Here is a 23877-nt window from a genome sequence, read left to right as displayed (position 1 = left end):
CCCTTATAATGAATAAGGCTTTACTAAGTTTTCGTTTCATCCGAGGAGGCAGTAATTTTGAGCATAGGAAAACATCTGAAAAATTGTATTTTTGTTTTACTGGGTTCTGGGGTGATGGCCTTTGGGCTCGTCTACTTTAATATGCAAAATAACCTGGCAGATGGAGGCTTTACAGGTATTACCTTAATTTTATATTTTATGTTTACGATAGACCCTGCGTTTTCTAATTTAGCATTAAACATTCCTCTTTTCGTCATTGGTTATCGAATACTGGGAAGAACGGCATTTGCTTACACTGTCATTGGCACCATCGGTCTTTCTTTTTTTCTGTGGCTTTTTCAAGTCTACCCCGTCGTACATCTTCCTCTTGATGAAGATATGACTCTGGTCGCCTTAATTGCAGGGGTGTTTCTTGGTGTCGGATTAGGTATTGTCTTTCGCTACGGAGGAACCACCGGTGGAGCGGACATTATTGCCAAGCTGGGCTTTCGCTATTTCGGATGGAGTATGGGGAAAACGTTATTTGCCTTTGATTGTATAGTCATAGCTTCCTCTTTGATTTACTTGAATTACCGGGAAGCCATGTATACACTGCTTGCAGTTTTTGTTGCCGCAAAAGTCATAGACCTTATCCAGCAGGGAGCCTATTCTGCAAAAGCTTCATTTATTATTTCTGAAAAAGCTCCTGAGATCGCGGAGGCTATTTTAAAGGAAATGGATAGAGGAGCGACGACATTACAAGGAAAAGGAAGCTTTACCGGTTCAAGAAAAGAAGTTCTTTACTGTGTGGTCGGGAGAAGTGAGCTAATGAGGCTGAAAAACCTGGTTACTCGCATTGATCCTCATGCCTTTGTCACCATTAACGACGTTCAGGATGTTTCTGGTGAAGGATTCACGCTCGATGAAAACAAAAAGCCATTAGGGCACCAGTAAGCCCTGGCAGGTGCCCTTTATAAAGTGGACCGACTAAAAAAACCTCCAGATTGGAGGTTTTTTTAGTCGTCGTTCATCATGAAATACATCATCACAAAACGAACCAATTCAAGAACTGCCACTAGTGCTGCTGCAACGTATGTCAAGGCTGCTGCATCTAGTACCTTTCTCGTTTCACGTTCTTCATCATTTCTTATAATCCCAGTGGCTACGACCTGGTGCATCGCACGACTGGAAGCGTTAAATTCAACCGGCAGAGTTACCACTTGGAAAAGCACTGCTGCTGACATGAAAACAATCCCTAACAGCAACATACCTGAAGCCTGCATAAGGATACCCGCAAGAATGAGGAAGAAAGAAATATTGGATCCAAAGTTTGCAATGGGAACTAAGGCATGGCGGAAACGAAGGAATGCATAGTCTTCTGCATCCTGAATAGCGTGACCAACCTCATGGGCTGCCACAGCTGCACCAGCTACAGACTGACCGTAATAGTTTCCTTCTGAAAGCCTTACAACTTTGGAACGGGGATCATAATGGTCAGTAAGCTGACCTTTGACCGGCTCAACCGCTACATCAAAAAGTCCATTTTCGTCGAGGATCTTCCTTGCCACGTCAGCTCCGCTCATCCCTGAGGAGTTCTGAACCTGTGAATACTTTCTATAAGCGCTTTTCACTCGCATTTGCGCCCAAATCGGGATCAAAATGAGAAGCCCGAAATAAATAATCATCATTGTTAAACTCATAATTTCACCTCCACCCTCCAATCTATCTCTATTTACCTATTATTTTACTGAATCCGCTGTAAGGCGTCAATCGAAACGTTTTAAGCCTTTGTGACAGATTCTACTGCTTCATTTTTTCCCGTCCTTTTTCTCCCTTATATTTCTTCCACCCTGCATAGGTAAGAGAAAGAATGACCATTCCTCCTACTGATATCATCACCCAAAGCAGGGATGGATCAATAGCAGAATCTCGGTTTTCTGGATGAAAAAGAGACTTCATTTCCTTTTCCAGCTTTTCTAAGTGTTCTCCCCCATCTTCCTGAAGCCATTCCCTTCTGTTTTGATCCATAAACTTTACATAAGAAGAAACCCGTTCATAAACAGCCGGTTCTTCACGTATTGTAAAAGCAGGGCGAATGATCTCAAACTGTCTCAGCCACTCATTAAAAACACGCTGGGCTTCCTGCTCTTCCTGATTCACTGCATGCTGGTACACTTCCTTCAGCTTTTCTTGAAGCGTAGGCTCTGTTTTTTTCCATAAGGGATTTTCCCTGCTGATTACACTGTCTAGAGCAAGTCTGAAAGTAAGAAGATGGCGGACTCTCTCTTCCGGCGGAAGATCAGCAGCTGTCACGCCCTCCTGTGCTCCTTCATAAGCTCGTATTAAGGTGCCCATATCTCTTGAATTCAGATCTTCCTTTTCATAGTCCATTTCCGGAAGCCTGTCTCCTATCCAGTTAAGTACCTGCTTGCCCTCTTCATATCTTTCTTCTTGCACGAGGCGCAGTGCCATATCCGCTTTTTTATTTAGTGAATGGAAGTCAACTGTGTCATCAGCCAGCGCTTGACCATTGAACAGAAAGCTTATATGAACAACGACTAATAGGAAGCATACACAAACACGCAACGTTTTCCCTCCTTTTTCCTCTCTCTCATCCTTATGCTTTTTTGGACAAGAGTAGAACAAAGGAAAGGGTTGCTAAGGAAGCTGCAGTTTTTTGCGCTCGCTTCTGACACCAGTTACATACACGATCCAGATAGAACCGATGGAAAGCCAGAATGTAAAGTATGCAACATGGTGGATGTGATCTGTTAAAAGCCCGGAAACCCATGGATGCATGCCGTAGATGTAATCTATAACATCATTGTGCAGCGTCCAGACCGACACAACAGCCAGGTGCCATACCTTTATACGGTAAAAAGGAGCAAACAACAGACCTTGAATGGCCATGCCAAGGTGAGAAGCGATCAGCAGATAATTCTGCCACCCGAGTTCTGCCCCCATAAAACCGGGCACGATGTTCATTACGACAGCCCATATCCCATACTTTACCAGCGTTACTGCCGCCAAAGCTTCGATTAAACCGTTATTTTTTCTAAACAAAAACAAAGCAAGTACAAAGCAAAAAAATAAACTTGCGGTCGGGCTGTCTGGTACAAAAACCAAAAAGTGAGTGGGGGTGATCGCAAGTTGATCTTTGTACCACCAGTATCCATAAATCGTCCCAAGGATATTTATAATCAGCAGAACGGCCAGCATGAAGGGAGAAGCCAGCCAGTACAGCAATTTTGACATGAAATATCATTCCCCGTTTCCAACTTTGTCATCCCGTGTTGCTCCCTGCTCTTTTCCTGATCCTCTGCAGAATCTGCTGCATTAGCAGAGGTTTTATGTACAGTGGGATACACTCATCTACAAGAAAAAGCTGACCTTTCAGTCAGCTTTTTCAGTAATCCTTATTCTTCTTCTTCTTCCTCGTCGTCTTCATCATCTCCGCCGTTGCCTTCTCCATCAGGCTGTCCGTTAGCGGCGATGTATTCAGCAAGAATTTCAAGCTCTTCGTCACTGCCGTCAAATACTCCAGGCATTTCTCCAATACCTTCTACGGCAATTTCAGCAATTTGATCAACATCATAAGGTACATCATACAGGTCAGGACCTGCTGCTCCGGCGCCTTCCATCTGGTCACCGTGACAGCCGATACAGCCTTGCTCAACGTAAATGTCATAACCCTCATGATCTTCCACAATATCAACCAAATCGTCCTCGTCCATCATCTCACCTTGTTCAGCTGCCGCTTCCCAGTCATGCTGGTCTACAGATTCCCAAGTAAGATAAATGGTAGCAATAACACCAAGAAACATCATTGCACTTGCAATCGGACGACGAGACGCTCTTCTTTCTTTCCCTGTATCAAGCCAAGGTGCAAGAAGAAGTGCCCCAAAAGCAAGTCCCGGGATAATTACAGCTCCAACAACCGTATAGGCCCCGGCAGCAAACTCATACTTTAAAAGCTGGTATAAAAATAAGAAATACCAGTCCGGCAAAGGAATATAGCCAGAGTCCGTTGGATCAGCCACGCGCTCCAGTGGTGCTGGATGTGCAATAGTTAAACACAAATACCCAATGAGAAAGACAGCCCCGACCATCCATTCACGCAAAAGAAAGTTTGGCCAAAAGGCTTCGGTCTTACCCGGATATTCCGAATAGTCTTTAGGAATATTGGGTTTACGGTCAGCAGGAACACGGGAGTCCCCAACGAACCTCATACCTTTTCCACGATGCATCGGTTTCCCTCCTCAGTCTCAGTACAAAAAACAAATAATCAGTAACGCTGAGGCCTACAATGGGCCAGAGATACCTTGTCTTCTGATCATAATAAAGTGTGCCGCCATAAGTCCCAATAAAGCGCCAGGCAAGAAGAATACATGAATAGCGAAGAATCGGGTCAGAGTCTGGGCACCAATAATTTCACCGCCGGCAAGCAATGTAGCTGCCAATTCACCGACAAACGGAACGGCTTCAGCAATCTCAAGTCCTACGACAGTTGCGAAATATGCTTTCATATCCCAAGGCAATAAGTATCCAGTAAAACCTAAAGCGAGCATTGTAAAGAAAATAAGTACACCTACAACCCAGTTAAGTTCACGCGGTTTTTTGTACGCTCCTGTGAAGAATACGCGCAGCGTATGTAGGAACATCATTACAATTACTAAACTAGCTCCCCAGTGGTGCATGCCCCGGACAATCATTCCAAAAGCAACCTCACTCTGGAGATACCTTACAGATTCATAGGCATTAACGATATCGGGTACATAGTACATGGTCAAGAACATCCCGGACAAGATTTGAATAACTGTAATAAAGAAAGTTAGTCCGCCGAAGCAGTAAACAAATGCCGAAAAGTGATGTGCCGGGTTAACATGCTCAGGCACCTCATGATCGGCAATATCTCGCCACATCGGTGTAATGTCCAGGCGTTCATCAATCCAATCATAAACTCGTTGAAGCATGGATGACGCCCCTCCTAAATTTGTGGTTCTGGTCGACCTAGATAAACAGTGCCATCGCGAACTTCTAGTTCATAGCGATGAAGTGGCTCTGTTGGAGGTCTACCTGGCACATTAGTTCCATCTTTTTCAAATAAGCCAAAATGACACGGACAATAGAAATGCTCAGGGTAATCGTCGCTACCCTCCCAGTTAACTGTACATCCTAAGTGAGTACAGATTGGAGAAAGAGCTACGATTTCGTCGCCTTCCTGATAAATCCAAGCTGTATTAGTCGTTTCAGAAGTGTACCAGCCGTCTTCTTGTTCAAAACTAAAGTCAAAACGCTGAGGCTCCTCAGTCAGCTCATCCACTTCCGCTACAGCAATAAAGTCACCTTCCGCTCCTACCTGCAATACAGGATCGATTGCAAACCGAGCCATAGGTAAAAGCATTCCAGCCGCCATGAATCCACCTACACCCGTTAAAGTGTATGTAAGAAATTGACGTCTTGAGACATTATGATTCTTTTCACTCACCACATTTCCCCCCCTACTATATAGGTTAAGTCCATCCGGACACGTTTATCACACACAATATAACACTAGGACATACTCATGATAGCCTAGTAAAGCTTTGCCTGTCAATCTTTTGCTGAAGGAATTTAAGATCAATTTCACTCTAATGGATTGTTCTTCCATTTATCGACCATTAAGGGAAGGAGCTGCTTGATCTGCTCAGAAATGATTTGCTTTCTATATGCCATATCCAGGTGCTCAAAAGGGATAACAGGCATCCAGATAAGCATGTTGTGGAGGTCTCCTTCTTTCTTTTTCCACTCATGATCAGATGTCACAAAGAAGACATATTTAAGACCTTGTTCTCTCATTACTGAAACCCATTTCTCGAGCCTCTCTATTCTCGTATCCAGATCTTCATCTGCCATGTACGTAAATGGAGGAACCTGAAATACTCTTCCTTTAAACTGCTTTTCTACTTCATCACAAATCACTGTAATAAACTCTCCCATTGCTACATGGTTCTTCATTTCACTGCCAAAGCTTACTGGCACGAGAGGAAGCACTGCAGTATCAACATACTCCCTCGCATCCAGGTAGGTTTTTACATCTTCGGTTGTCCACTTCATGGCCTCCACCCTTTCATTCAATTGAATGCGCAAGAAAAAAAGCCCTTATGGTTAAGGGCTTTGTATCATTTTCTTTTTAATTGTATCATTTCCAAGGACAATCTTTCAAAAGAGTCCCTGTCCTTTTTTAAAAGTGCTTCATCAATCTCCACTTTCAGAGACTGAAGGCGAAACGAGCGAACTGCCTCTTCTGTAATTATTTCAGCCATAAGCCTGAAAAATACATTTTCTTCCGTCCGGTTTGGAAGGTAAGGGTTCTCTTCGAGCACTGAGATATACTTGTGACTGCCTTTGGAATCCTGAAAATTTAACTGTAGATAAATATCTTCATCAGGATTCAAGCGTATATCATGAAATGAACGTTCTGCGTTCATGGTTACATGCTGGTTTTTGTGGAAGGAGAAGGGTATATGGTCTACATCATTTGCAGAAATAACCAAGGCTTTAGGGCAAAATTCAGCTTTTTCAACTATGTGCACTTTTTCAAGCAAAGTGTCCTCACTTATCAAATAATTTAAAAGCCATGCACACTCTCTTCTCTTTAGCTCGTGTACATTAAGAAACCAACGTAAAAAGTCGCGCTTTTCAATGAGTGATTTAGTGCTGCCCATGGTAAGACCCTCCAATACGTTGAAAGACAAGATTCAGAGAATCCACTGTCCTATCTTAATATTATAGGAAGACTCTTCGACAATACGAACTAAATGTCCTTTAATTTTCAGTAAAAATGTGACCATTTTTAAAACATTGCTTCTTCTAATTCCATTATAAGCTCTTCAATATCATGACGGGAAGGATTCTTTTGTAAAAGAATTCTAAATTGATGCAGAGCCTTTTCTTTGTGTCCCATTTCTAAAAGTATACGTCCATATTCTTCAATAAATTCTATATCCTCTGAAAAAGCCGGAAACGCATTCTCATAGCTTGTTAATGCTTCCTCCAGCTCATCCATCAGGTTTTTCGCTTTGCCTTCATACCACGTAAATACTGGATCTTCCTCTCCCATTTCCCTCAAATGAGAAACCAGCTCAAGGAGCTCTTCTCCTTGTTCCTGCTCTTCCAGGTAACTTAATAATGTCAAAAAAGCTTCCTGATTGCCTGGGTTGATGGCAAGAGCTTCTCTAAGCATTTTTTCCCCCGGCTCTTTTTGCCCCGATTTTAAATAAAGTTTTCCGGCTTCCACGTATAAATCATCATTAAATTCATCAACTTTGATTCCTTCTTCTGCGGTCTCCAGAGCCTTCTTAAAATCATTGACTCCTTCGTACGCTCTTGACAGGTAAGGATAAAGGCTGGCAAATTCTTTATCCATGCTCCTTACTTCTTCAAGCTTTTTTGCCGCCAGTTCATAATCTCCTACCTGAAGAGCTGTATAACCATATCCAAACAAGGAGCTGAGCTCTGTTTTCTCCTTTAATCCTTTTTCATAAAAAGAAAGAGCCTCTTCAAATTGGCCGGTGGCACTGTATGCTTCCGCCAGACGAAGGGCCAGGCTCCCTTCTGGAAATTGAAAGCCTTTTTCATTCGCTTGCTTTAAGTAAGGAATACTCTTGTTAAAGTCTCCTCTTTCAATATAAAATTCACCTAGTCCAGCCAGCAGCACTGGTTCTTCAGGAGCATGCTGCAAGGCTTTTTTCATTTTGTCTTCCGCAACTTCATCCAGACCCTGGAGCTGGTACAAATCAGCAAGAAGCAATTGGGCTTGAAGGAACGTACTATCCTCTTCCTTTATCTCAAGAAGCCATTCAATCGCATCCTCTTCTTCATCCAGATCAATAGCAATCTCGGCTGCCAGTATATATAACTCCCCTTCATCGGGATAATAAGTAAGAAGCTCTTCAACAAGAGGACGTGCACGATCAGACCGGCCCAGCTCCTGATAAAGCGCTGCCAGATCATACTTCGTTTGATGGTCAGCCTTTTCTTCGAGCGAATGGAGATGGGTGAGCCCTTCCTCTACGTTCCCCTTTTCAATTACCCTTAACGCTTGTTCTAATTCATTGTTCAATACTTGATCCTCCTTTATTTTCCTTCGGCTCTACTCTTCTTTACCAGAGTATTTTCCCTTATGGCTTTTTTTTAACCTTAAAACGTCCATAAGTCCTAGCAGCGATTGAAATCTTGCCACTCGTCATTTTATCAACTTTTTAGTATAGCAGAAAATAATCACACACCATAACTAGAAGCATAAGTAAATCCCAAAGCTGATATACTAAAAAGCAAAAAAAAACTGACTTGTAAGAAAACGCTTACAAATCAGATTAGCAAAAAGCTATAAATGAGTATGGATAGGAGTGGAGAGAAACCATACACTACCTTTATTATATCTTTTTTCCTCAATATGTCAATATATTTTAAAAAGAAATGTAGAATTCCAAAAGAAAGGACTGTTCGTATCAGCCTTTCTTTTGGATATGAATATCTTCTTTTTTAATTTTCAGTGCCTCTAAGCTTGTCAATATGCTCGTAAAAGGTTGGATAAGAAACATTAATTGCTTCTGTATCAAGGATTGTGCTCTCCCCTTTTGCTATTAAGGCAGCAATGCTCATGGCCATTCCAATGCGGTGATCCCCAAAACTATCGAGCTCAGCTCCTTGCAATTGTGCAGAGCCGCGAATGATCATACCATCTGGAGTAGCTTCGATATCAGCTCCCATTTTCTTCAACTGGCTGACTACCGTATCAATTCTGTTGGTTTCTTTAACCTTCAGCTCTTCAGCATCTTTAATTACAGTGGTGCCCACAGCCTGGGAAGCCATGACTGCAATAATAGGAATCTCATCGATTAAACGAGGGATGAGATCTCCTTCAATGGTTGTCCCCTGCATGTTTGAAGTTTTCACCACAAAATCTGCCACGGGCTCCCCATTGACATCCCTTTTGTTTTTTTCCTTAAAAGACACTCCCATTTTTTTCATTACGTCAACAATTCCCGTTCTCGTCGGATTCACTCCTACATTTTCGATAGTAATTTCACTGTCGGGAACAATGGCTCCTGCTGCAAGCAGAAATGCAGCAGAGGAGATATCACCTGGTACAAACACCGAGCGTCCCTTTAGAGCTTGCCCGCCTTCTACAGAAACAGTCATGTTGTCACGGGTTACTTCCACTCCAAAAGCCTCAAGCATTCGTTCTGTATGGTCTCTTGAAAGTGAAGGTTCTTCAACGGTCGTTTTGCCTTCGCTTTGAAGCCCCGCCAAAAGAATGCATGACTTGACTTGAGCGCTGGCAACTTTTGAGACCCAGTGAATACCTTTCGTCTCTCCGCCACGAATGGAAAGCGGTGTGTAGGTCCCATCTTCCCGGCCGTCTATTTCTGCCCCCATTTGCCGTAAAGGCTCTGTCACTCTGGACATTGGCCGTCTCGCTATCGACTCATCGCCAATGACTACAGAGTGAAAAGGACGACCAGCAAGAATGCCAAGCATGAGCCTTGTAGTCGTCCCTGAGTTTCCCACATCAAGTATTTCTGACGGCTCATTTAATCCACTCCATCCTTTTCCGTAAACAGTCACCTTATCCCCCTTCTGGAGGATATCAATTCCCATTTTCTGAAAGCATGCGATTGTACTTAAGCAATCAGCCCCTGGGAGGAAACCAGTGATTTCTGTTTTGCCTTCAGCTATTGCTCCAAACATTACTGCCCGATGGGAAATTGATTTATCCCCGGGCACCTGGACGGATCCCTTTAATCCTTTTTGCAAGCATGTTAATGACTTATTGCTCATCTTCCAGCCTCCTATTCCATCACGTATGTTTCGTACAGCTCCCGCTGCAAACATTTTTTCCCTCGTTCCCGGTCTTCATCAGATCGGAACGTAAGGCGGAGTACCCCCATAATATCCTCTCGGGTTTCGATAATTCGAATGTTTGTTATACTGATTCCTTCTGTAGCTAATAACCCGGTTACATCAGAAATGACGCCGGGATGGTCAGGCACGTCCACGTACAGATCATAAAAGGAAGGGATGGCACCTTTTTTTCTTGAAGGCAGGCCATCTCTAAACAGCTTGGCTCTTTCAAAGAAACGATATATTTCTTCTTTGTCACCCTGTTTAATAAATGTATGAATTTTATCCATTTCTACCTGCCACTTTTCAAGAAGGTCAAGGAGAGGCTCTTTGTTATGTAAAAGAATGTCCCGCCACATCACAGGGCTGGCAGAAGCAATCCTCGTAATATCACGAAATCCTCCAGCTGCGAGGGTCTCTACCATATCTTCTTCCTCTTTCATTGACGCGACCTGGTGAACAAGCCCGGCTGCAACAATATGAGGAAAGTGACTGACAACACCAACTAATTTATCGTGCTGGTCTGGAGTCATTTCAATAAATTTAGCTTTCGTTCCTTTCAGCCAGTTTTGAAGCTGAATGACTTTTTTTAAAGGCGTATCCTTTGCAGGGGTCAGGATGTAATAGGCATTTTCAAACAGGTGAGCCTTTGCCGCCTGCACCCCCGTTTTATGGGAACCTGCCATAGGATGCCCGCCAATAAAGGTAATATCATGTTTTTGAAACCCCTGGGACTTTTCAAAAATTTTCTTCTTGGTACTCCCTACGTCTGTAATGATCACTCCAGGTTTCAGCTTTTCATCCTTCAAACTCTCCACTAACTCTTCTGTCTTGGTCACAGGGGTAGCAAAAATAATAAGGTCAGCTTCACACACTCCTTCGGCTAAAGACCTTGTTCCCTGGTCGATAATCTTTAGTGATTCAGCCAGCTTTAACTGGTTCTCATCAACCTCTACCCCTATGATAAAAGCGTCATGTTCTCGTTGAATGGCAAGGGCAATGGAACCGCCAATCAGGCCTAACCCTACCACGCATACTTTCCGGCTCAATGAAGGTTCCTCCTTTAGATTCCCATGCTTAGTTCCTCGGTAAAAAGGCATGGAGAAAGCCCCACGCATGGGGCTGAACTCCTTTATCTCTCGGCTACTGTTTTTGCTTCCTCGATCGTTTCTTTTAAAGCCTTCATGCATTTACGGTTTTGCTCTTGATCTCCAACTGTGATTCTTACACAATTTGGAAATCCGAGCGCTTCCCCGGATCTGAGGATAAAACCTTTTTTAAGCATCGAATCAAATACAACATCTCCGGAGATACCTGTATTAATTAATAGAAAGTTAGCCTGAGAGGGATAATAGTATAGTCCTTCTTCTTTACAGAAAGCAGTAAATTCCTTAAGGCCTTGTTTGTTTTTCTCATGACACTCTCTGACATAATCTTTGTCCTGCAAAGCTGCAATGGCCGCTTCATGAGCCATGACTGTCGTATTAAATGGAGGACGGACTGGATCAACCGTACGAATTAATTCCCTTGATGCCACACCAAAACCTATGCGAAGAGCTGCCAGGCCATAAGCTTTAGAAAATGTTCGGAGAACCATCAGATTTGGGTAATCATCAAGAAGTTCAATGGTGTTTGGATAATCTTCCGCTGTTACGTATTCAATATACGCTTCATCAGAAACAACTAAAACGTCTTTAGGTACCTGTTTAAGAAAACGTAGAAAGTCCTCCTCATTATTATAGGTTCCAGAAGGATTATTAGGATTGCATACCCATACAATTCTCGTTTCCTCATCTATTTCTTTGAGCATAGCGTCTAGATCATGCACACCATCAGTTAGAGGAACTTCTCTGATTTCAGTACCTTCCACAATTGCATTATGTTTATATTGTGAAAACGTTGGGGCAGCCATGACGGTGTTCGTTTCAGGTGTTAAAAAGGTGCGGCAAAGCATTAAAATGACCTCATCGGATCCAGCTCCAAATATCAGCTGTTCTTTCTCTACTCCAAGTTCTTTTGCCACTGCTTCCCGCACGCGGGCTGCATACCCGTCCGGATAAATTTCAGGTGAAGACGAAGCCGCGACCATCGCTTCCTTGGCTTTTGGAGAAGGACCAAAAGGGTTTTCATTAGAGGCCAGCTTTATGATTTCATCCAGTCCCAATTCTTCCTTTACTTCTTGAATGGGCTTCCCCGGCTTGTATGGAGTCAGGCCCAGTACTTGTTTTTTTGCTTTCATGTTAATAGCACCTCACCACGTAAATTCATTGCTTCTTCTATGTTACGATGAAATAATGCCGGCGACAAATTCTTTCAATGAATTTATTGCTTCTTCCCTTTCGCTTTCCTTCTTCAGCCTGTCCTTGTGTTTTTCAACCTCTTTCATAATTGCACTGCCGATAATTACTCCGTCGCAGGAGCCTTGCAAATCTTTTACATGTTCTTTTTTTGAAATCCCAAACCCAACAGCAACCGGGACTTCGGCGTGTTTCTTTACCTGCTTAATAAAAGAAAATGCTTCAGGAGGGAAATTCTCTCTCGTTCCGGTCACTCCCAGACTTGATACACAATATAAAAATCCTTGAGCCTCTTTTGCAATCTTTTCTATTCGATGCTTTGAGGTAGGAGCGACGAGAGAAATAAACGACAAACCATTTTCTTTTGCGTTCTTTGCGAACTCCTGACTTTCTTCAAAAGGAAGATCAGGTACTAACACACCATCTGCCCCTGACTCTTTGGCACAGTTGATAAATCTATCCTCGCCAAACTGAAGGATCGGATTATAATAGGTAAAAATAACGACTGGAATCGTAAGACCCCTTTTTCTCATTTCCGGAATAAGAGTAAGGGACTTTTCAAGGGTTATTCCCTGTCCCCGGGCCCGCTCAGCCGACCGTTGAAGGACCGGACCGTCTGCCAGGGGATCCGAGTATGGAATACCAAGCTCCAATATATGAGCCCCTTGTTCTTCAAGAGCCAAGGCTAATTGGATGGTGGTTTCTTTGTCTGGGTCTCCTGCCATAATGAACGGAATGAATAATGGGTAGGAAGCTTTTTTTGCAGCTGCCTGTACATTGTCCCTAAGGGTTTTCATTGGCTCTCCCCCTCTGTTTTTAACTTTTCACGGATCGTATGGACATCTTTATCCCCTCGTCCTGAAAGGCAGATAATCAGCGTTTCTTCCTTACTCATTGATTGAGCGGTTTTAAAGGCAAGGTGAAGAGCATGGGAGCTTTCCAGTGCTGGCAGGATCCCCTCTGTCTTTGAAAGCTTCTTAAGAGCCTGCAGCGCTTCTTCATCCGTGACTCCCTCGTACACAGCCCGGCCGCTGTGAGCCAGGTGGGCATGTTCTGGCCCGATGCCGGGATAATCTAATCCTGCTGAAATAGAATAAGGTTCGATGATCTGGCCTGCTTCATCCTGGATTAAGTAGGTCAGGGATCCGTGAATAACGCCTCGTGTTCCTTTCGTGATTGTAGCAGCATGCTCATCAGTATGAAGGCCTTTACCTGCTGCCTCTGCTCCGAAAAGCTTCACATTATCCTGAAGGAAAGGATAGAATAAGCCAATTGCATTGCTTCCCCCTCCTACACAGGCAACAGCAGCTTCTGGCAGGCGGCCTTCTTTTTCTATAATTTGCTCTTTCGCTTCGTCTCCGATCACTCTTTGAAAGTCCCGGACCAATTTTGGATAAGGATGGGGACCGACAACCGAACCAATTAAATAAAAAGTATCCTCCACGTTTGCCACCCAGTATCTTAGCGCTTCATTTGTAGCGTCTTTGAGTGTTCTACTCCCTGAAGAAGCAGGTACGACCTCAGCACCTAACAGCTCCATGCGAAATACATTCAAAGCTTGCCTTCGAATGTCCTCTTCACCCATAAACACCTTACATTCCATTCCCATTCTTGCTGCAACTGTCGCAGTAGCGACCCCGTGCTGTCCTGCTCCTGTTTCGGCTACAATCTTATTTTTTCCCATCCGTTTTGCAAGGAGAACCTGTCCGATTGCATTGTTCAGCTTATGAGCTCCAGTATGGAGAAGGTCTTCCCGTTTTAGGTAGATTTTCGCTCCGCCAAGCTCTTCTGTCAGCCTTTGGGCATACGTAAGCGGAGTAGGTCTGCCTGCATATTCTCTTAGCGTATCAGCATACTCCTTTTGGAATGCTTGATCAGCCAAAGCTTCTTCTAAAGACTGCTCTAATTCTTCAAGGGCATACATCAGTGTTTCAGGAACAAACTTCCCTCCAAATTCACCGAATCTGCCTTTATGATCTGGATACATTACGCTCATGAGTTTCCAACCTCTTTTCTATCTCCTGAATGATTGCGGGATCTTTTTTGCCTGCTCTTTCTGTTCCGCTGGAAATATCCACTCCATAAGGCGAAAAAGAAAGGAGATCTGCTATATTGTCTTTATTGATGCCGCCTGCAATAAAGAGAGGCAGATTATATTCACAGCCTGCTTGCTTATAAAAAGGAACAGCCTCCCAGTCAAAGGAGGTTCCTGTTCCTCCCCAGGCCCCTTTGACCCTGGTATCAATAACTATCCCATCGGCCTCCTTATACTCCTTCAGCTGAGAAATCGTTTCTTCCCCGTGGTGAAGAGCTTTCCACACCAGGCAGCCTGTCCGCTGCTGCACGGTTTTAAGGAAGCTGCCTGATTCTGTCCCATGCAGCTGGATAATATCAATGGGCACTTCATCTAGTACCGCTTCTATTTCTTCAATAGACGGGTTCACAAATAAAGCGACAAGCTCCTTATTTCCTTTCTCAGCTGTTTCGATCCAGGATTTTACTTGGCTTGCCGTGACCTTTCTTTTGCTTTCTGCAAAGACAAACCCTAAATAATCCGCTCGGCTCCCCATAGCCGTTTCTACATCCTCTAAGGAATGAAGACCGCACATTTTAAATTTAGTCTTCGTCATGAAGTGTTTCCCCTTTCAGCCGTTTCACAGCCTCGCCGGGATCCCTTTGTCTCATTAGTGACTCACCTACCAGCACAGCATTTGCTCCTGCTTTTGCCACTCGCTCTAAATCCTTTGGTTCATGTATACCGCTTTCACTTACAAAGACCGATTCTGCGGGGATCAAAGATCCTGTTTTTTCCGTCACTTCCAGACTTGTGACAAAAGTAGAAAGATCACGGTTATTCACTCCAATAATCTCAGGGGTGAAAACGTTCATAAGCTCCTCTAATTCCTGGGAAGAATGAACTTCTACCAGGCACTCCATTCCCTTATTGTACGCAAGGTCATACAGCTCTTTAAGCTTTTCAGGTTCTAAGGCCGCGGCTATTAACAGGATAGCATCGGCCCCCAGAGCTTCACTTTCCTCTACTTGCAAAGGATCAACAATAAAATCTTTCCGAAGGACTGGGATCTTCACGTGCTTTTTTATCTCTGTTAAATATTCTCGGTTCCCTTGAAAATACGTCACATCTGTTAATACAGAAATCGCATCGGCCCCTCCACTTTCATAGGACAAGGCAATCTCCAACGGGTTAAAATCCTCTCGGATTACGCCCTTTGAAGGTGAGGCTTTCTTTACTTCTGCAATTACGTGAGCTTGGCTTCCTCTGCGGGTTAGATAAGCTTTTAAGGAACGTCTTTCCCCTTGGTAAGGATCAGGAATGGTAAGAGAAGCAATCTCTTCCTTTTTCGTTTCAAGAATTTTAGTTAGCATTCGTCTGTTTCATCCTTTCTTCCTTAAGCTCTTCTAACTTTCGCAAGACCGTGCCATTTTCCACACACTGCTTTGCACGTTCATACCCTTCCTTAAGACTTTCAGCTTGGCCGGCAACATAAAGGCCGGCAGCGATATTTAATAATACAATGTCTTTTGCTGCCCCTGTTTTTTCACCAGAAAAAATACTATAAATCAGCTTGCTGCTTTCTTTTGGGGTGTTTACCTGAATGTCTTTAAGGGTCCCCAGGTCTGCCCCTATTTCTTCAGGTGAGATCTCATAATGGGTAATGCTTTCACCATTTAGTTCTGTTACATACGTGTTTCCCGTGATCGTAATTTCATCAAGACCGTCTGCACCTGTCACAATCATCGCCCGTTTTGTTCCCAGGCGTTTTAAGACCTCAGCCATTTTTTTCCCGTACTCTTTATCAAAAACCCCTATCACCTGAGCCTGGGCGTTTGCCGGATTTGTTAATGGTCCGAGCAAATTAAAAATGGTGCGAAATCCAATGTCTCTTCTAGGTTCCACAGCGTGTTTCATCGCAGTATGGTACAAAGGCGCAAACAAAAATGACATCCCTTGCCGGGCCAATGTCTGAGCTGCTGACTGTGGTGTGCTTTGTACTGGTACTTGAAGCTCTTCAAGAACGTCTGCACTCCCGCTTTTCGAAGAAACAGAGCGGTTACCGTGCTTTGCCACCTTAATGCCTGCTGCTGACAAACCAATGGCCGCTGCCGTAGAGATATTAAATGTAGACGTTCCATCGCCTCCTGTTCCGCATGTATCAATGACAAAGCTTTCCTTATGTGGAATTTTAACAACGTGATCCCTCATTGAACGGGCAAATCCAGTCATCTCTTCGACTGATTCCCCTCGAAAGCGAAGAATGGTTAACAGGCTGGCAATCTGACTTGGCGTTGCCTCTCCTGCCATGATTTCATCCATCACTTCTTTAGCTTCATGTTCAGTCATATGTTCTCCATTAATACAAGCGTTCAGCATGGCTTTGATCATGGTTTCCACTCTCCTCATTCTTTTCTCGGCTAAACATGGTCTCTGCTGTTTCAATAGCTCTGATTAAAGCGCCAGCTTTGTTTTGCGTTTCTTCAAATTCCTTTTCTGGAACAGAATCAGCTACAACGCCTGCACCTGCTTGAATATACGCCTTCCCATTTTTGACTACCATCGTGCGGATAGCAATACAAGAATCGACATTTCCGTCATACCCCACATATGTCACGGCTCCTGCGTACACTCCCCGGCGATCAGGTTCAAGTTCCTTCAGAATTTCCATGGCCCGTATTTTGGGCGCTCCAGACACCGTTCCTGCAGGAAATGCTGCCATGAGAGCTTCCAAGGGCTGCTTTTGTTTAGACAGTCTGCCGGTAACTTTGGAAATAATATGCATGACGTGAGAAAAACGTCCAATCTCCAGGAGTACAGGTGTCTCCACGCTGCCATACTCGGCTATTCTGCCTACGTCGTTTCTTGCCAAATCCACAAGCATGTAATGCTCAGCTCTTTCTTTCTCATCATCAAGGAGCTCCTTTGCCAGCGCTTCGTCTTCTTCAAGGGTTTGACCCCGTTTTCTTGTACCGGCAATCGGGTGGATTTCAACATGTTCATTATGAATCTGGACCAGTCTTTCCGGAGAACTCCCCACTATTTCGTAATTTTCAAAATGTAAATAAAACAAGTATGGAGAAGGATTAATCATTCGTAAGACACGGTAAATGTCAAATGCTGTTACTGTAACTTCCCGCTCAAAACGCTGAGATAAAACAGCTTGAAATATGTCCCCGGCATGAATGTATTCTTTGATCTTTTTTACATCTTCTTCAAATTGTTCTTTATTATAGTTAGAACGTACCGAAGAAAAATCGGGTGTCAAGTTAGCAGTTATAGGCTCAGACAGCAGTCCTTCCTGTGAGCTGTTCCTGAATAAAGAGCTCACTCTTTCAACTTCTTCCTGTGCTTTTTTATAAGCTGTTCCCGCTGTACTAGATTGAGTATCAGCATGGTGTATAATAGATAATTCCTTGCTGTTATGATCTAACGCTATAATTGTTTCACAGAATAAAAAGTGAATGTCTTCTCTTTCTTCATCCCTGCTCTGCTCTTTTAACACCGGCTCGAAGTCTTCAGCCGCATCAAAAGGAACCACTCCAACAGCTCCCCCTGAAAAAGGCACTTCAAGCTCTGAGGGTGCAGGATTAATCCACTGGAGTGCATCTGCAAAAAGACTTGTTAAATCTGTAGATGCCAAGACAGTTTCCTTATTCATCCTCTTAAAGGTAAAGTCCCCCTGTCTCCCATCAATGCGATAGATAGGGTTCAATCCTATAAAGGAATACCTTGACCAAGGAGACGCCTCATCCTTGCTTTCAAGGAGGAAAACAGCTTCATCTTCTACTTGTTTATAAAGTTGTATAGGTGTTAACGCATCTGCAAAAAAACGGCGGACATAAGGCACCGTGCGATAAGTATGGGAATATTCAAGAAATTGACTGTTCGTTGTTTCAGACATTTTCATTCACCTCTCTACGAAAATTTGTACCGTGAGAGGAGTACAAGAGGAGGGGGAGGGGAGACTTTATTTATTTATATAAATTAAATTGAAAAGCCTAAAGCGCTGGAGCTTTAGGCTTAAAAGGACATAACTTTTCCTTCTCCGCTCAACTATACTCTACTCAACTCTCACTCTGCTCTTTTCTTTCATCTTACAATCTTCAACCTAATCTCAGCTCTAAACTTCTTTCATGTTACCTTGCATCTTGAGAATTTGTCAAACCTAAATCAGGACGAAGAACGGATGCTCCGCCAAGGTATACATGGTTAATTTCTTCCTGGGCTTTGGCTGTATCAACGGTTACCATGATCCTTATGCACTTTTCAAGACTGCCAGGCACAGGAATTTCAGTCGCACACATAACTGGAACGTATTGCCAGCCGTCAAAGGATCTTGTGACCTTTGCCGGAAAGGCAGTATCCAGATCCTTTGTTACTGTAAACCAAATGTGAGCGACTTGCTCAGCGTTTATTCCATTTTTATCAATCATTTGCTGTAATAATGATGTGGTTGCTTGTAAAATGTCTTCGGACTGGTTGTTTTCTACAGTAATAGCCCCCCGAATACCTCTAATCATTGTCCTCCCCCTTTACTTATCGGCCAATACATTCTGAATAACTTTCTCTTCCACGGCAGCAATCATTGGTTTTCCTGTTTCTGGAAGAAGAACCATTCGTATCTGGCCTTTTGAAGACTTTTTATCCTTTTTCATTGTCTCAATTAACTCTTTATGAGACAGGTCTTTATGTTTATTTACAGGGTATCCCAATTCTTTTAACCATTTTTCTTCACTTTCTACGTCCCAGGCAGACAGTTGCAAAGCGTTGCTTACTTTCATTGAAAATAAGATGCCGATAACGACAGCCTCGCCGTGAGTAAGGCCTCCATAGCCTATGTTTTTTTCAATAGCGTGGCCAAGAGTGTGGCCGAAATTCAAATACCCTCTGACCCCTGATTCTTTTTCATCATCTTGAACGATGTCAGCTTTCACTTGGATGGAGCGAGTAAGCAGATCTTTTATTTGGTCAGACTTTAAGTCTGAAATCGACTGAACTTTCTTTTTAAGCAGCTCCACAAACTCTTGGTTACTGATATAGGCATGCTTAATCATTTCAGCAAAACCTGACCTCCACTCTTCATCCGGCAAGGTAAGAAGAGTATTTGTATCATACAAAACGGCTTTCGGCTGATGAAAAGCTCCCACCATGTTTTTGCCAAGAGGGTGATTGATCCCTGTCTTCCCCCCGACACTGCTGTCATGAGCAAGAAGAGTAGTCGGCATTTGAATAAAAGGAATCCCTCTCATATAAGTAGCTGCCATAAACCCGGCAATGTCACCAATTACACCCCCGCCTAGTGCAACGATAATTGACTGGCGGTCCAGTCCCTTTTCAAGAGCCTTTGTCAGTAAATTTTCATATTGAGTGAAAGATTTGGTTTCTTCCCCTGCCGGTAACACAGCTGTTTCTACAGGAAGAAAAGGAGCAAAAGCTTCAGACACCTCTGTGAGATATGCAGAACCTACCTTGCGATCAGTCACAATAAGGACTTTGCTTTTTCCGCTGAGGATGTCTTTTAACAGCATCCCTGCCTGCTTTCTGATGTTCGCTCCAACCCAGATAGGATATTCTCCTGAGGAGGAACGGATAGTTAACGTCGGTTCCATTAAAATTCCCTCTCCCACTGTCGCTGTTCTTCAAGATTTCGTTTCAAGGCATCCATTCTGTCCGCTCCGAATGCTTCTACGATCGCTTTTGCCACTTCAAATGCTACTACATTCTCCATTACAACCGAGGCTGCGGGCACTGCACAGCTGTCAGACCTTTCGATACTTGCCTGAAAAGATTCTTTGGAATCGATATCAATGCTATTTAAAGGCTTATATAATGTAGGAATCGGCTTCATGACACCCTGGACCAAAACTGGCATACCGTTTGTCATACCGCCTTCAAATCCCCCGAGGTTATTTGTTTTTCTTTTATACCCTTCCTTTTCATCCCACGTGATCTCATCATGAACCTTGCTTCCCGGCTTGCGTGCGGCTTCAAAACCAATGCCGATCTCCACACCTTTAAAGGCGTTAATACTCATTACCGCGCCTGAAATTTTCCCATCAAGCTTTCGGTCGTAATGAACATAGCTTCCTAGCCCAACGGGAAGGCCTTCTACTACAGCCTGCACCACACCGCCGATAGAATCTCCCTCTTTTTTTGCCTGGTCGATAGCATCCATCATTTTCTTTCCCGCTTCTTCATCTAAGCAGCGAACAGGAGACGATTCGGTTCGTTCCTGAAGGTCCTTAATACCGTTATACTCGGTATTTTCAGCTTTCACCCCGCCGATTTCTAATACCTGGCCGGCCACTTCAATGCCAAGGCTCTTTAACAACTTTTTAGCTACAGCCCCGGCGCATACTCTGGCAGTAGTTTCTCTAGCAGAAGAGCGCTCTAGCACATTTCTCATATCTCGGTGATTATATTTAATGGCTCCATTTAAATCAGCGTGTCCTGGCCTTGGCCGGGTGATTTTCCTTTTCACTTCTTTTTCTTCCTCTTCGGAGAGAGGTTCAGTACCCATTATTTTTGTCCAATGTTTATAATCATCATTTTTTACGACCAACGTAATGGGCGCACCTGTCGTCTTACCGTGCCTGACGCCGCTTAAAATTTCCACCTGATCCTTTTCAATCTGCATGCGGCGTCCGCGGCCATATCCTCCCTGCCGGCGCAACAGCTCTTTATTTATATCTTCCTGCAATAATTCGAGGTGGGCAGGTACTCCTTCAATAATCGTAGTTTGCTGCGGGCCATGAGATTCTCCTGCTGTCAAATATCTCATATTACAACTCCACTCCTCTTCTCACTGTTCTTATCTCTTTAGCGCTTTTATGCATTAAATGATAACATATTCTTGCTTTCATTTGAAAGCTCATACCAAAATTCTTCTATTATTTTGAATCTTCCTGCTGGTTTTAAGGATAAAAGGGGACAGTCTGACCTCTCTCACGCCTACACATTCTTTGTTTTTTTATAAAAAAATGTATCCTCTGCTTCAAAACCATATTGTTCAGGGTTGAAAATCTGCTCAGTGCTTCCTACAAAAAGAACTCCCCCGATCGTTAACGCTCGGTTAAATTTCTTGTAAAGAATTTCTTTTGCTTCTTCGGTAAAATATATCAGTACATTTCTGCATATCACCAAATTCAAGCCTTTGCTAAAAGGCTCGGACAACAGGTTTTGTGTAGTAAAACTGACATTTCTCTTAATGTTTGGAACGACCCTGTAGCCTGAAGACTCTTTTTGAAAAAATTCATTTTTGGCCAGCGGAGGAACATTTTTTAAGGAACGTTCACTGTAAAAGCCTGCTTCTGCCCTTTTAATTACAGATTGATCGATATCTGTGGCTAAAATTTTGTAGCGACAGTCGGGAAAATGAGACTCCATGATCATGGCCAGCGTATAAGGCTCTTCCCCTTGCGAACAAGCTGCAGACCAGGCATTAAGACTCTTTGTTTCCGATAATAAACGAGGCAGTATTTTTTCTGATAAAGCCTGCCAACGCCCTTGGTTTCTGTAAAATTCAGACACGTTAATCGTGATTCTTTCAAGAAAATCATCTAACAGCTCAGATTGTTTTGTTAAACCATGCTGAAAAAAGGCTGAAAAATTGGAGAATCCTTGTTTTTCGTAAAATGCTGTAAGCCTTCTTTTCATCTGCGCTTCTTTATACAAATTCAAGTCTATCCCTGTTTTTTTCAAAATCTCGAATTTAAAACGTTCATAATCCTGCTTTTCATCGAGAAGGACCCCTGTAATTTTCTCTTCCCCCATCTTCTTATGTCCCCTCCGCTGTCAATAAATATGTAATTGTAATAGTCTCTTTGTACCACAAAAAGAATGAACCTGCCAGCATTTTCAAAAGCTCTCCTGTTCCACCCTTAATAACGTTCTTCCAGAAGTATTACAGCCTGTATTAATAAAGAAGTCTTGAAAATAACAAAAAACCGGCATCTGCCGGTTTCTTATTTCTTATACCCAAGTACCAATCGTTTTTGTATAAGACTGAAGTTCACTTTTCTCAAAAAATAACCCTATTTCTCTTTCCGCGCTTTCACTTGAATCAGATCCATGAATGATATTCATTCCTACTTGAACGGCAAAGTCACCGCGAATTGTTCCAGGTGCTGCATCACTAGGATTGGTAGCTCCCATCATCTGACGAGCGGAAGCGATTACATTTTCGCCCTCCCATACCATTGCAAACACTGGGCCAGAAGTAATAAAATCAACCAGCTCTCCAAAAAACGGCTTATCTTTATGCTCTCCGTAATGCTTTTCAGCTAATTCATTGGAGATTGTCATTAATTTGGCACCTGCTAACGTGTACCCTTTCTTTTCAAAGCGGCTGACAATTTCCCCTACTACATTTCTTTGTACGCCGTCAGGCTTCACCATTACAAATGTTTGTTCCATAAGAATCCCTCTCTTTATCATATGTATAAATAGTTAACTCGTTTCAACCTTCATAATTGTACCAAAAGTTCCTTACTGCAGCAATATTAGTAACGTTCTTTTTTTTCAATCTATTGGAATCGTTTTCTTTTTTTCATATTGGCAGAGCATTGTCTCAGCTTCCTCGGGGCCCTGCGGCCCGAGGGCGTCTTACGCTTTTCACTACAATCAAGTGACCCAAAAATGAATATTTGCTCCTTTTATGGAAAAGAGCCGACTTAAACAAAGCTCTGCCTATATAAAAAAGACAGAGCTTAGCTTAATGATCTCTTTTCCCAATATATTTTGCAATGCTTTGAAGTGACTCTGTTGCTGATATATCCGGCAGCCCTTCAAGTGCTTCAAAGGCTTTTTTTAAATAACGCTGGCTCATATCTTTGGAAAACTCCATACCCCCGGATTCCCGGATTTCCTGAAGAACTTCCCTCATTTGTCCCTCTTCAGGATCTTCATTTACAAAGATTTCTCTTAATTTCTCTCGCATAGAAGAGTCCTTCTCCATAGCATACAACACTGGTAAAGTAATATTGCCCTGCAGGAGATCACTCCCCGCCGGCTTGCCCAATTCTTTTTCTGTTCCAACAAAATCCAGAACATCATCAATAATTTGATAGGACATCCCCAGGTTGTATCCGTAAGCATGAAGTCGTCGCTGGTCAGCCTTACTCGCATCTGAAGCCATCGCTCCTAGTTCACAGCTTACGGCAATAAGTATGGCCGTTTTGCGTCTAATACGTCGTAAATATGTACGAAGATTTTGATCCCAGTTATATTGGTCCCTGATTTGCTCTACTTCCCCAATACACATTTCAATCATCGTATTAGATATAACCTTATGGATTTCCGGTTTTTCAAAAAAAGTAGCTTTCTCTATCGCTTTAGCAAACAAATAATCTCCTGAATACATTGCTACCCTGTTATCCCACTGCGCCTTGATGGTCTTTTGCCCTCTGCGAAGCTCGGCATCGTCAATGACATCGTCATGAACAAGGGAAGCCATATGAATTAATTCAAGAGAGACAGCGATGTGCTTTATCCGTTCAATATCATACGTACCGTAATTCCCTGCAAGTAACACCACCACAGGACGAATTCTTTTCCCGCCGGCTTTAAGCAAATGAAGGGACGCATCTTCCAGTACAGGATGAGTGGTTAAAACGGAGCGCTCCAGCTCCTCTTCAATTTTCTGAATCTCTGGTCTTAAATAATTATATAAATCTGCCAACTTCATTGCGTTCACCT

At 43.2% G+C, this 23877-nt stretch carries 25 protein-coding genes; 1 reads left to right on the top strand and 24 read right to left on the bottom strand.

Annotated features, from left to right (window positions below):
• Window positions 1-57 precede the first annotated feature (57 nt).
• Window positions 58-933, top strand: coding sequence for a YitT family protein (locus ACFPU1_RS15805; protein ID WP_385942861.1), 876 nt, complete (start codon window positions 58-60; stop codon window positions 931-933).
• Window positions 934-995: 62 nt separating this feature from the next.
• On the opposite strand, the gene ACFPU1_RS15800 is transcribed toward ACFPU1_RS15805, so the two are convergent.
• The 24 genes from ACFPU1_RS15800 to hepT form a co-directional block, all read right to left on the bottom strand.
• Window positions 996-1679, bottom strand: a complete 684-nt coding sequence (locus ACFPU1_RS15800; RefSeq protein ID WP_054635665.1) for a zinc metallopeptidase — start codon at window positions 1677-1679, stop codon at window positions 996-998.
• 100 nt (window positions 1680-1779) lie between these two features.
• Window positions 1780-2565 (bottom strand): sporulation protein YpjB, encoded by a 786-nt coding sequence (locus ACFPU1_RS15795; RefSeq protein ID WP_054635664.1) that lies wholly within the window; start codon window positions 2563-2565, stop codon window positions 1780-1782.
• A 72-nt stretch (window positions 2566-2637) separates the two neighbouring features.
• Window positions 2638-3234 carry a lipoprotein heptaprenylglyceryl N-acetyltransferase LhaT gene (gene lhaT, locus ACFPU1_RS15790; RefSeq protein ID WP_385942858.1) on the bottom strand — a complete coding sequence of 199 codons (597 nt, stop codon included), beginning with the start codon at window positions 3232-3234 and terminating at the stop codon, window positions 2638-2640.
• A gap of 161 nt (window positions 3235-3395) precedes the next feature.
• Entirely contained in the window at window positions 3396-4226 is an 831-nt protein-coding gene (locus tag ACFPU1_RS15785) for a menaquinol-cytochrome c reductase cytochrome b/c subunit (RefSeq protein WP_385942857.1), read from the bottom strand.
• Window positions 4227-4280: 54 nt separating this feature from the next.
• On the bottom strand, window positions 4281-4952 hold the full coding sequence (gene qcrB / locus ACFPU1_RS15780; RefSeq protein ID WP_054635662.1) for a menaquinol-cytochrome c reductase cytochrome b subunit: 672 nt from the start codon (window positions 4950-4952) through the stop codon (window positions 4281-4283).
• 14 nt (window positions 4953-4966) lie between these two features.
• Window positions 4967-5467 carry a ubiquinol-cytochrome c reductase iron-sulfur subunit gene (locus tag ACFPU1_RS15775; RefSeq protein WP_385942854.1) on the bottom strand — a complete coding sequence of 167 codons (501 nt, stop codon included), beginning with the start codon at window positions 5465-5467 and terminating at the stop codon, window positions 4967-4969.
• Between the two features lie 137 nt (window positions 5468-5604).
• Window positions 5605-6075 (bottom strand): YpiF family protein, encoded by a 471-nt coding sequence (locus tag ACFPU1_RS15770; RefSeq protein WP_385942853.1) that lies wholly within the window; start codon window positions 6073-6075, stop codon window positions 5605-5607.
• A gap of 65 nt (window positions 6076-6140) precedes the next feature.
• A complete protein-coding gene (locus ACFPU1_RS15765) occupies window positions 6141-6686 on the bottom strand; it encodes a ReoY family proteolytic degradation factor (protein WP_054635660.1) in 546 nt (181 codons plus the stop codon).
• Between the two features lie 128 nt (window positions 6687-6814).
• Complete coding sequence (locus tag ACFPU1_RS15760; RefSeq protein ID WP_385942850.1) at window positions 6815-8083, bottom strand: tetratricopeptide repeat protein; 1269 nt, start codon at window positions 8081-8083, stop codon at window positions 6815-6817.
• A 422-nt stretch (window positions 8084-8505) separates the two neighbouring features.
• Window positions 8506-9804, bottom strand: coding sequence for a 3-phosphoshikimate 1-carboxyvinyltransferase (aroA, locus tag ACFPU1_RS15755; protein WP_385942848.1), 1299 nt, complete (start codon window positions 9802-9804; stop codon window positions 8506-8508).
• A gap of 11 nt (window positions 9805-9815) precedes the next feature.
• A complete protein-coding gene (locus tag ACFPU1_RS15750; protein WP_385942846.1) occupies window positions 9816-10916 on the bottom strand; it encodes a prephenate dehydrogenase in 1101 nt (366 codons plus the stop codon).
• An 83-nt stretch (window positions 10917-10999) separates the two neighbouring features.
• A complete protein-coding gene (gene hisC / locus ACFPU1_RS15745) occupies window positions 11000-12106 on the bottom strand; it encodes a histidinol-phosphate transaminase (protein WP_054635659.1) in 1107 nt (368 codons plus the stop codon).
• A 42-nt stretch (window positions 12107-12148) separates the two neighbouring features.
• Window positions 12149-12961 (bottom strand): tryptophan synthase subunit alpha, encoded by an 813-nt coding sequence (trpA, locus tag ACFPU1_RS15740; RefSeq protein ID WP_385942844.1) that lies wholly within the window; start codon window positions 12959-12961, stop codon window positions 12149-12151.
• A complete protein-coding gene (trpB, locus tag ACFPU1_RS15735; protein ID WP_385942842.1) occupies window positions 12958-14160 on the bottom strand; it encodes a tryptophan synthase subunit beta in 1203 nt (400 codons plus the stop codon). The genes trpA and trpB overlap by 4 nt, the downstream gene beginning before the upstream one ends.
• A complete protein-coding gene (locus ACFPU1_RS15730) occupies window positions 14135-14794 on the bottom strand; it encodes a phosphoribosylanthranilate isomerase (RefSeq protein WP_385942840.1) in 660 nt (219 codons plus the stop codon). The genes trpB and ACFPU1_RS15730 overlap by 26 nt, the downstream gene beginning before the upstream one ends.
• Window positions 14781-15551 (bottom strand): indole-3-glycerol phosphate synthase TrpC, encoded by a 771-nt coding sequence (gene trpC / locus ACFPU1_RS15725; RefSeq protein ID WP_385942838.1) that lies wholly within the window; start codon window positions 15549-15551, stop codon window positions 14781-14783. The genes ACFPU1_RS15730 and trpC overlap by 14 nt, the downstream gene beginning before the upstream one ends.
• Window positions 15541-16569, bottom strand: coding sequence for an anthranilate phosphoribosyltransferase (gene trpD / locus ACFPU1_RS15720; protein WP_385942836.1), 1029 nt, complete (start codon window positions 16567-16569; stop codon window positions 15541-15543). Before trpD ends, trpC begins: the two co-directional genes overlap by 11 nt.
• Window positions 16538-18082, bottom strand: coding sequence for an anthranilate synthase component I (gene trpE, locus ACFPU1_RS15715; RefSeq protein WP_385942834.1), 1545 nt, complete (start codon window positions 18080-18082; stop codon window positions 16538-16540). The genes trpD and trpE overlap by 32 nt, the downstream gene beginning before the upstream one ends.
• Before the next feature lie 235 nt (window positions 18083-18317).
• Window positions 18318-18701 (bottom strand): chorismate mutase, encoded by a 384-nt coding sequence (gene aroH / locus ACFPU1_RS15710; protein WP_385942833.1) that lies wholly within the window; start codon window positions 18699-18701, stop codon window positions 18318-18320.
• A gap of 12 nt (window positions 18702-18713) precedes the next feature.
• Window positions 18714-19790 carry a 3-dehydroquinate synthase gene (aroB, locus tag ACFPU1_RS15705; RefSeq protein WP_385942831.1) on the bottom strand — a complete coding sequence of 359 codons (1077 nt, stop codon included), beginning with the start codon at window positions 19788-19790 and terminating at the stop codon, window positions 18714-18716.
• The gene (gene aroC / locus ACFPU1_RS15700) at window positions 19790-20962 is read right to left on the bottom strand and encodes a chorismate synthase (protein WP_054635654.1); all 1173 of its coding nucleotides are present in this window, start codon (window positions 20960-20962) and stop codon (window positions 19790-19792) included. Before aroC ends, aroB begins: the two co-directional genes overlap by 1 nt.
• 170 nt (window positions 20963-21132) lie before the next feature.
• Complete coding sequence (locus tag ACFPU1_RS15695) at window positions 21133-21954, bottom strand: CheR family methyltransferase (RefSeq protein WP_385942828.1); 822 nt, start codon at window positions 21952-21954, stop codon at window positions 21133-21135.
• A gap of 198 nt (window positions 21955-22152) precedes the next feature.
• The gene (gene ndk / locus ACFPU1_RS15690; RefSeq protein WP_054635653.1) at window positions 22153-22596 is read right to left on the bottom strand and encodes a nucleoside-diphosphate kinase; all 444 of its coding nucleotides are present in this window, start codon (window positions 22594-22596) and stop codon (window positions 22153-22155) included.
• A gap of 298 nt (window positions 22597-22894) precedes the next feature.
• Window positions 22895-23866, bottom strand: coding sequence for a heptaprenyl diphosphate synthase component II (gene hepT, locus ACFPU1_RS15685; protein WP_385942826.1), 972 nt, complete (start codon window positions 23864-23866; stop codon window positions 22895-22897).
• Window positions 23867-23877: the final 11 nt, after the last annotated feature.

The sequence above is a fragment of the Thalassorhabdus alkalitolerans genome, from assembly GCF_042656525.1.
Classification (GTDB): Bacteria; Bacillota; Bacilli; order Bacillales; family Marinococcaceae; genus Thalassorhabdus; species Thalassorhabdus alkalitolerans.
This window is presented reverse-complemented; position numbering and strand designations above follow the sequence as displayed.

Coding starts and splice junctions, on each gene's coding strand:
- ACFPU1_RS15800 (WP_054635665.1), bottom strand. CDS start 1,679: ATGAGTTTAACAATGATGATTATTTATTTCGGGCTTCTCATTTTGATC.
- lhaT (WP_385942858.1), bottom strand. CDS start 3,234: ATGTCAAAATTGCTGTACTGGCTGGCTTCTCCCTTCATGCTGGCCGTT.
- ACFPU1_RS15785 (WP_385942857.1), bottom strand. CDS start 4,226: ATGCATCGTGGAAAAGGTATGAGGTTCGTTGGGGACTCCCGTGTTCCT.
- qcrB (WP_054635662.1), bottom strand. CDS start 4,952: ATGCTTCAACGAGTTTATGATTGGATTGATGAACGCCTGGACATTACA.
- ACFPU1_RS15770 (WP_385942853.1), bottom strand. CDS start 6,075: ATGAAGTGGACAACCGAAGATGTAAAAACCTACCTGGATGCGAGGGAG.
- ACFPU1_RS15765 (WP_054635660.1), bottom strand. CDS start 6,686: ATGGGCAGCACTAAATCACTCATTGAAAAGCGCGACTTTTTACGTTGG.
- aroA (WP_385942848.1), bottom strand. CDS start 9,804: ATGAGCAATAAGTCATTAACATGCTTGCAAAAAGGATTAAAGGGATCC.
- hisC (WP_054635659.1), bottom strand. CDS start 12,106: ATGAAAGCAAAAAAACAAGTACTGGGCCTGACTCCATACAAGCCGGGG.
- trpA (WP_385942844.1), bottom strand. CDS start 12,961: ATGAAAACCCTTAGGGACAATGTACAGGCAGCTGCAAAAAAAGCTTCC.
- trpB (WP_385942842.1), bottom strand. CDS start 14,160: ATGAGCGTAATGTATCCAGATCATAAAGGCAGATTCGGTGAATTTGGA.
- ACFPU1_RS15730 (WP_385942840.1), bottom strand. CDS start 14,794: ATGACGAAGACTAAATTTAAAATGTGCGGTCTTCATTCCTTAGAGGAT.
- trpC (WP_385942838.1), bottom strand. CDS start 15,551: ATGCTAACTAAAATTCTTGAAACGAAAAAGGAAGAGATTGCTTCTCTT.
- trpD (WP_385942836.1), bottom strand. CDS start 16,569: ATGATCAAAGCCATGCTGAACGCTTGTATTAATGGAGAACATATGACT.
- trpE (WP_385942834.1), bottom strand. CDS start 18,082: ATGTCTGAAACAACGAACAGTCAATTTCTTGAATATTCCCATACTTAT.
- aroH (WP_385942833.1), bottom strand. CDS start 18,701: ATGATTAGAGGTATTCGGGGGGCTATTACTGTAGAAAACAACCAGTCC.
- aroB (WP_385942831.1), bottom strand. CDS start 19,790: ATGGAACCGACGTTAACTATCCGTTCCTCCTCAGGAGAATATCCTATC.
- aroC (WP_054635654.1), bottom strand. CDS start 20,962: ATGAGATATTTGACAGCAGGAGAATCTCATGGCCCGCAGCAAACTACG.
- ACFPU1_RS15695 (WP_385942828.1), bottom strand. CDS start 21,954: ATGGGGGAAGAGAAAATTACAGGGGTCCTTCTCGATGAAAAGCAGGAT.
- ndk (WP_054635653.1), bottom strand. CDS start 22,596: ATGGAACAAACATTTGTAATGGTGAAGCCTGACGGCGTACAAAGAAAT.
- hepT (WP_385942826.1), bottom strand. CDS start 23,866: ATGAAGTTGGCAGATTTATATAATTATTTAAGACCAGAGATTCAGAAA.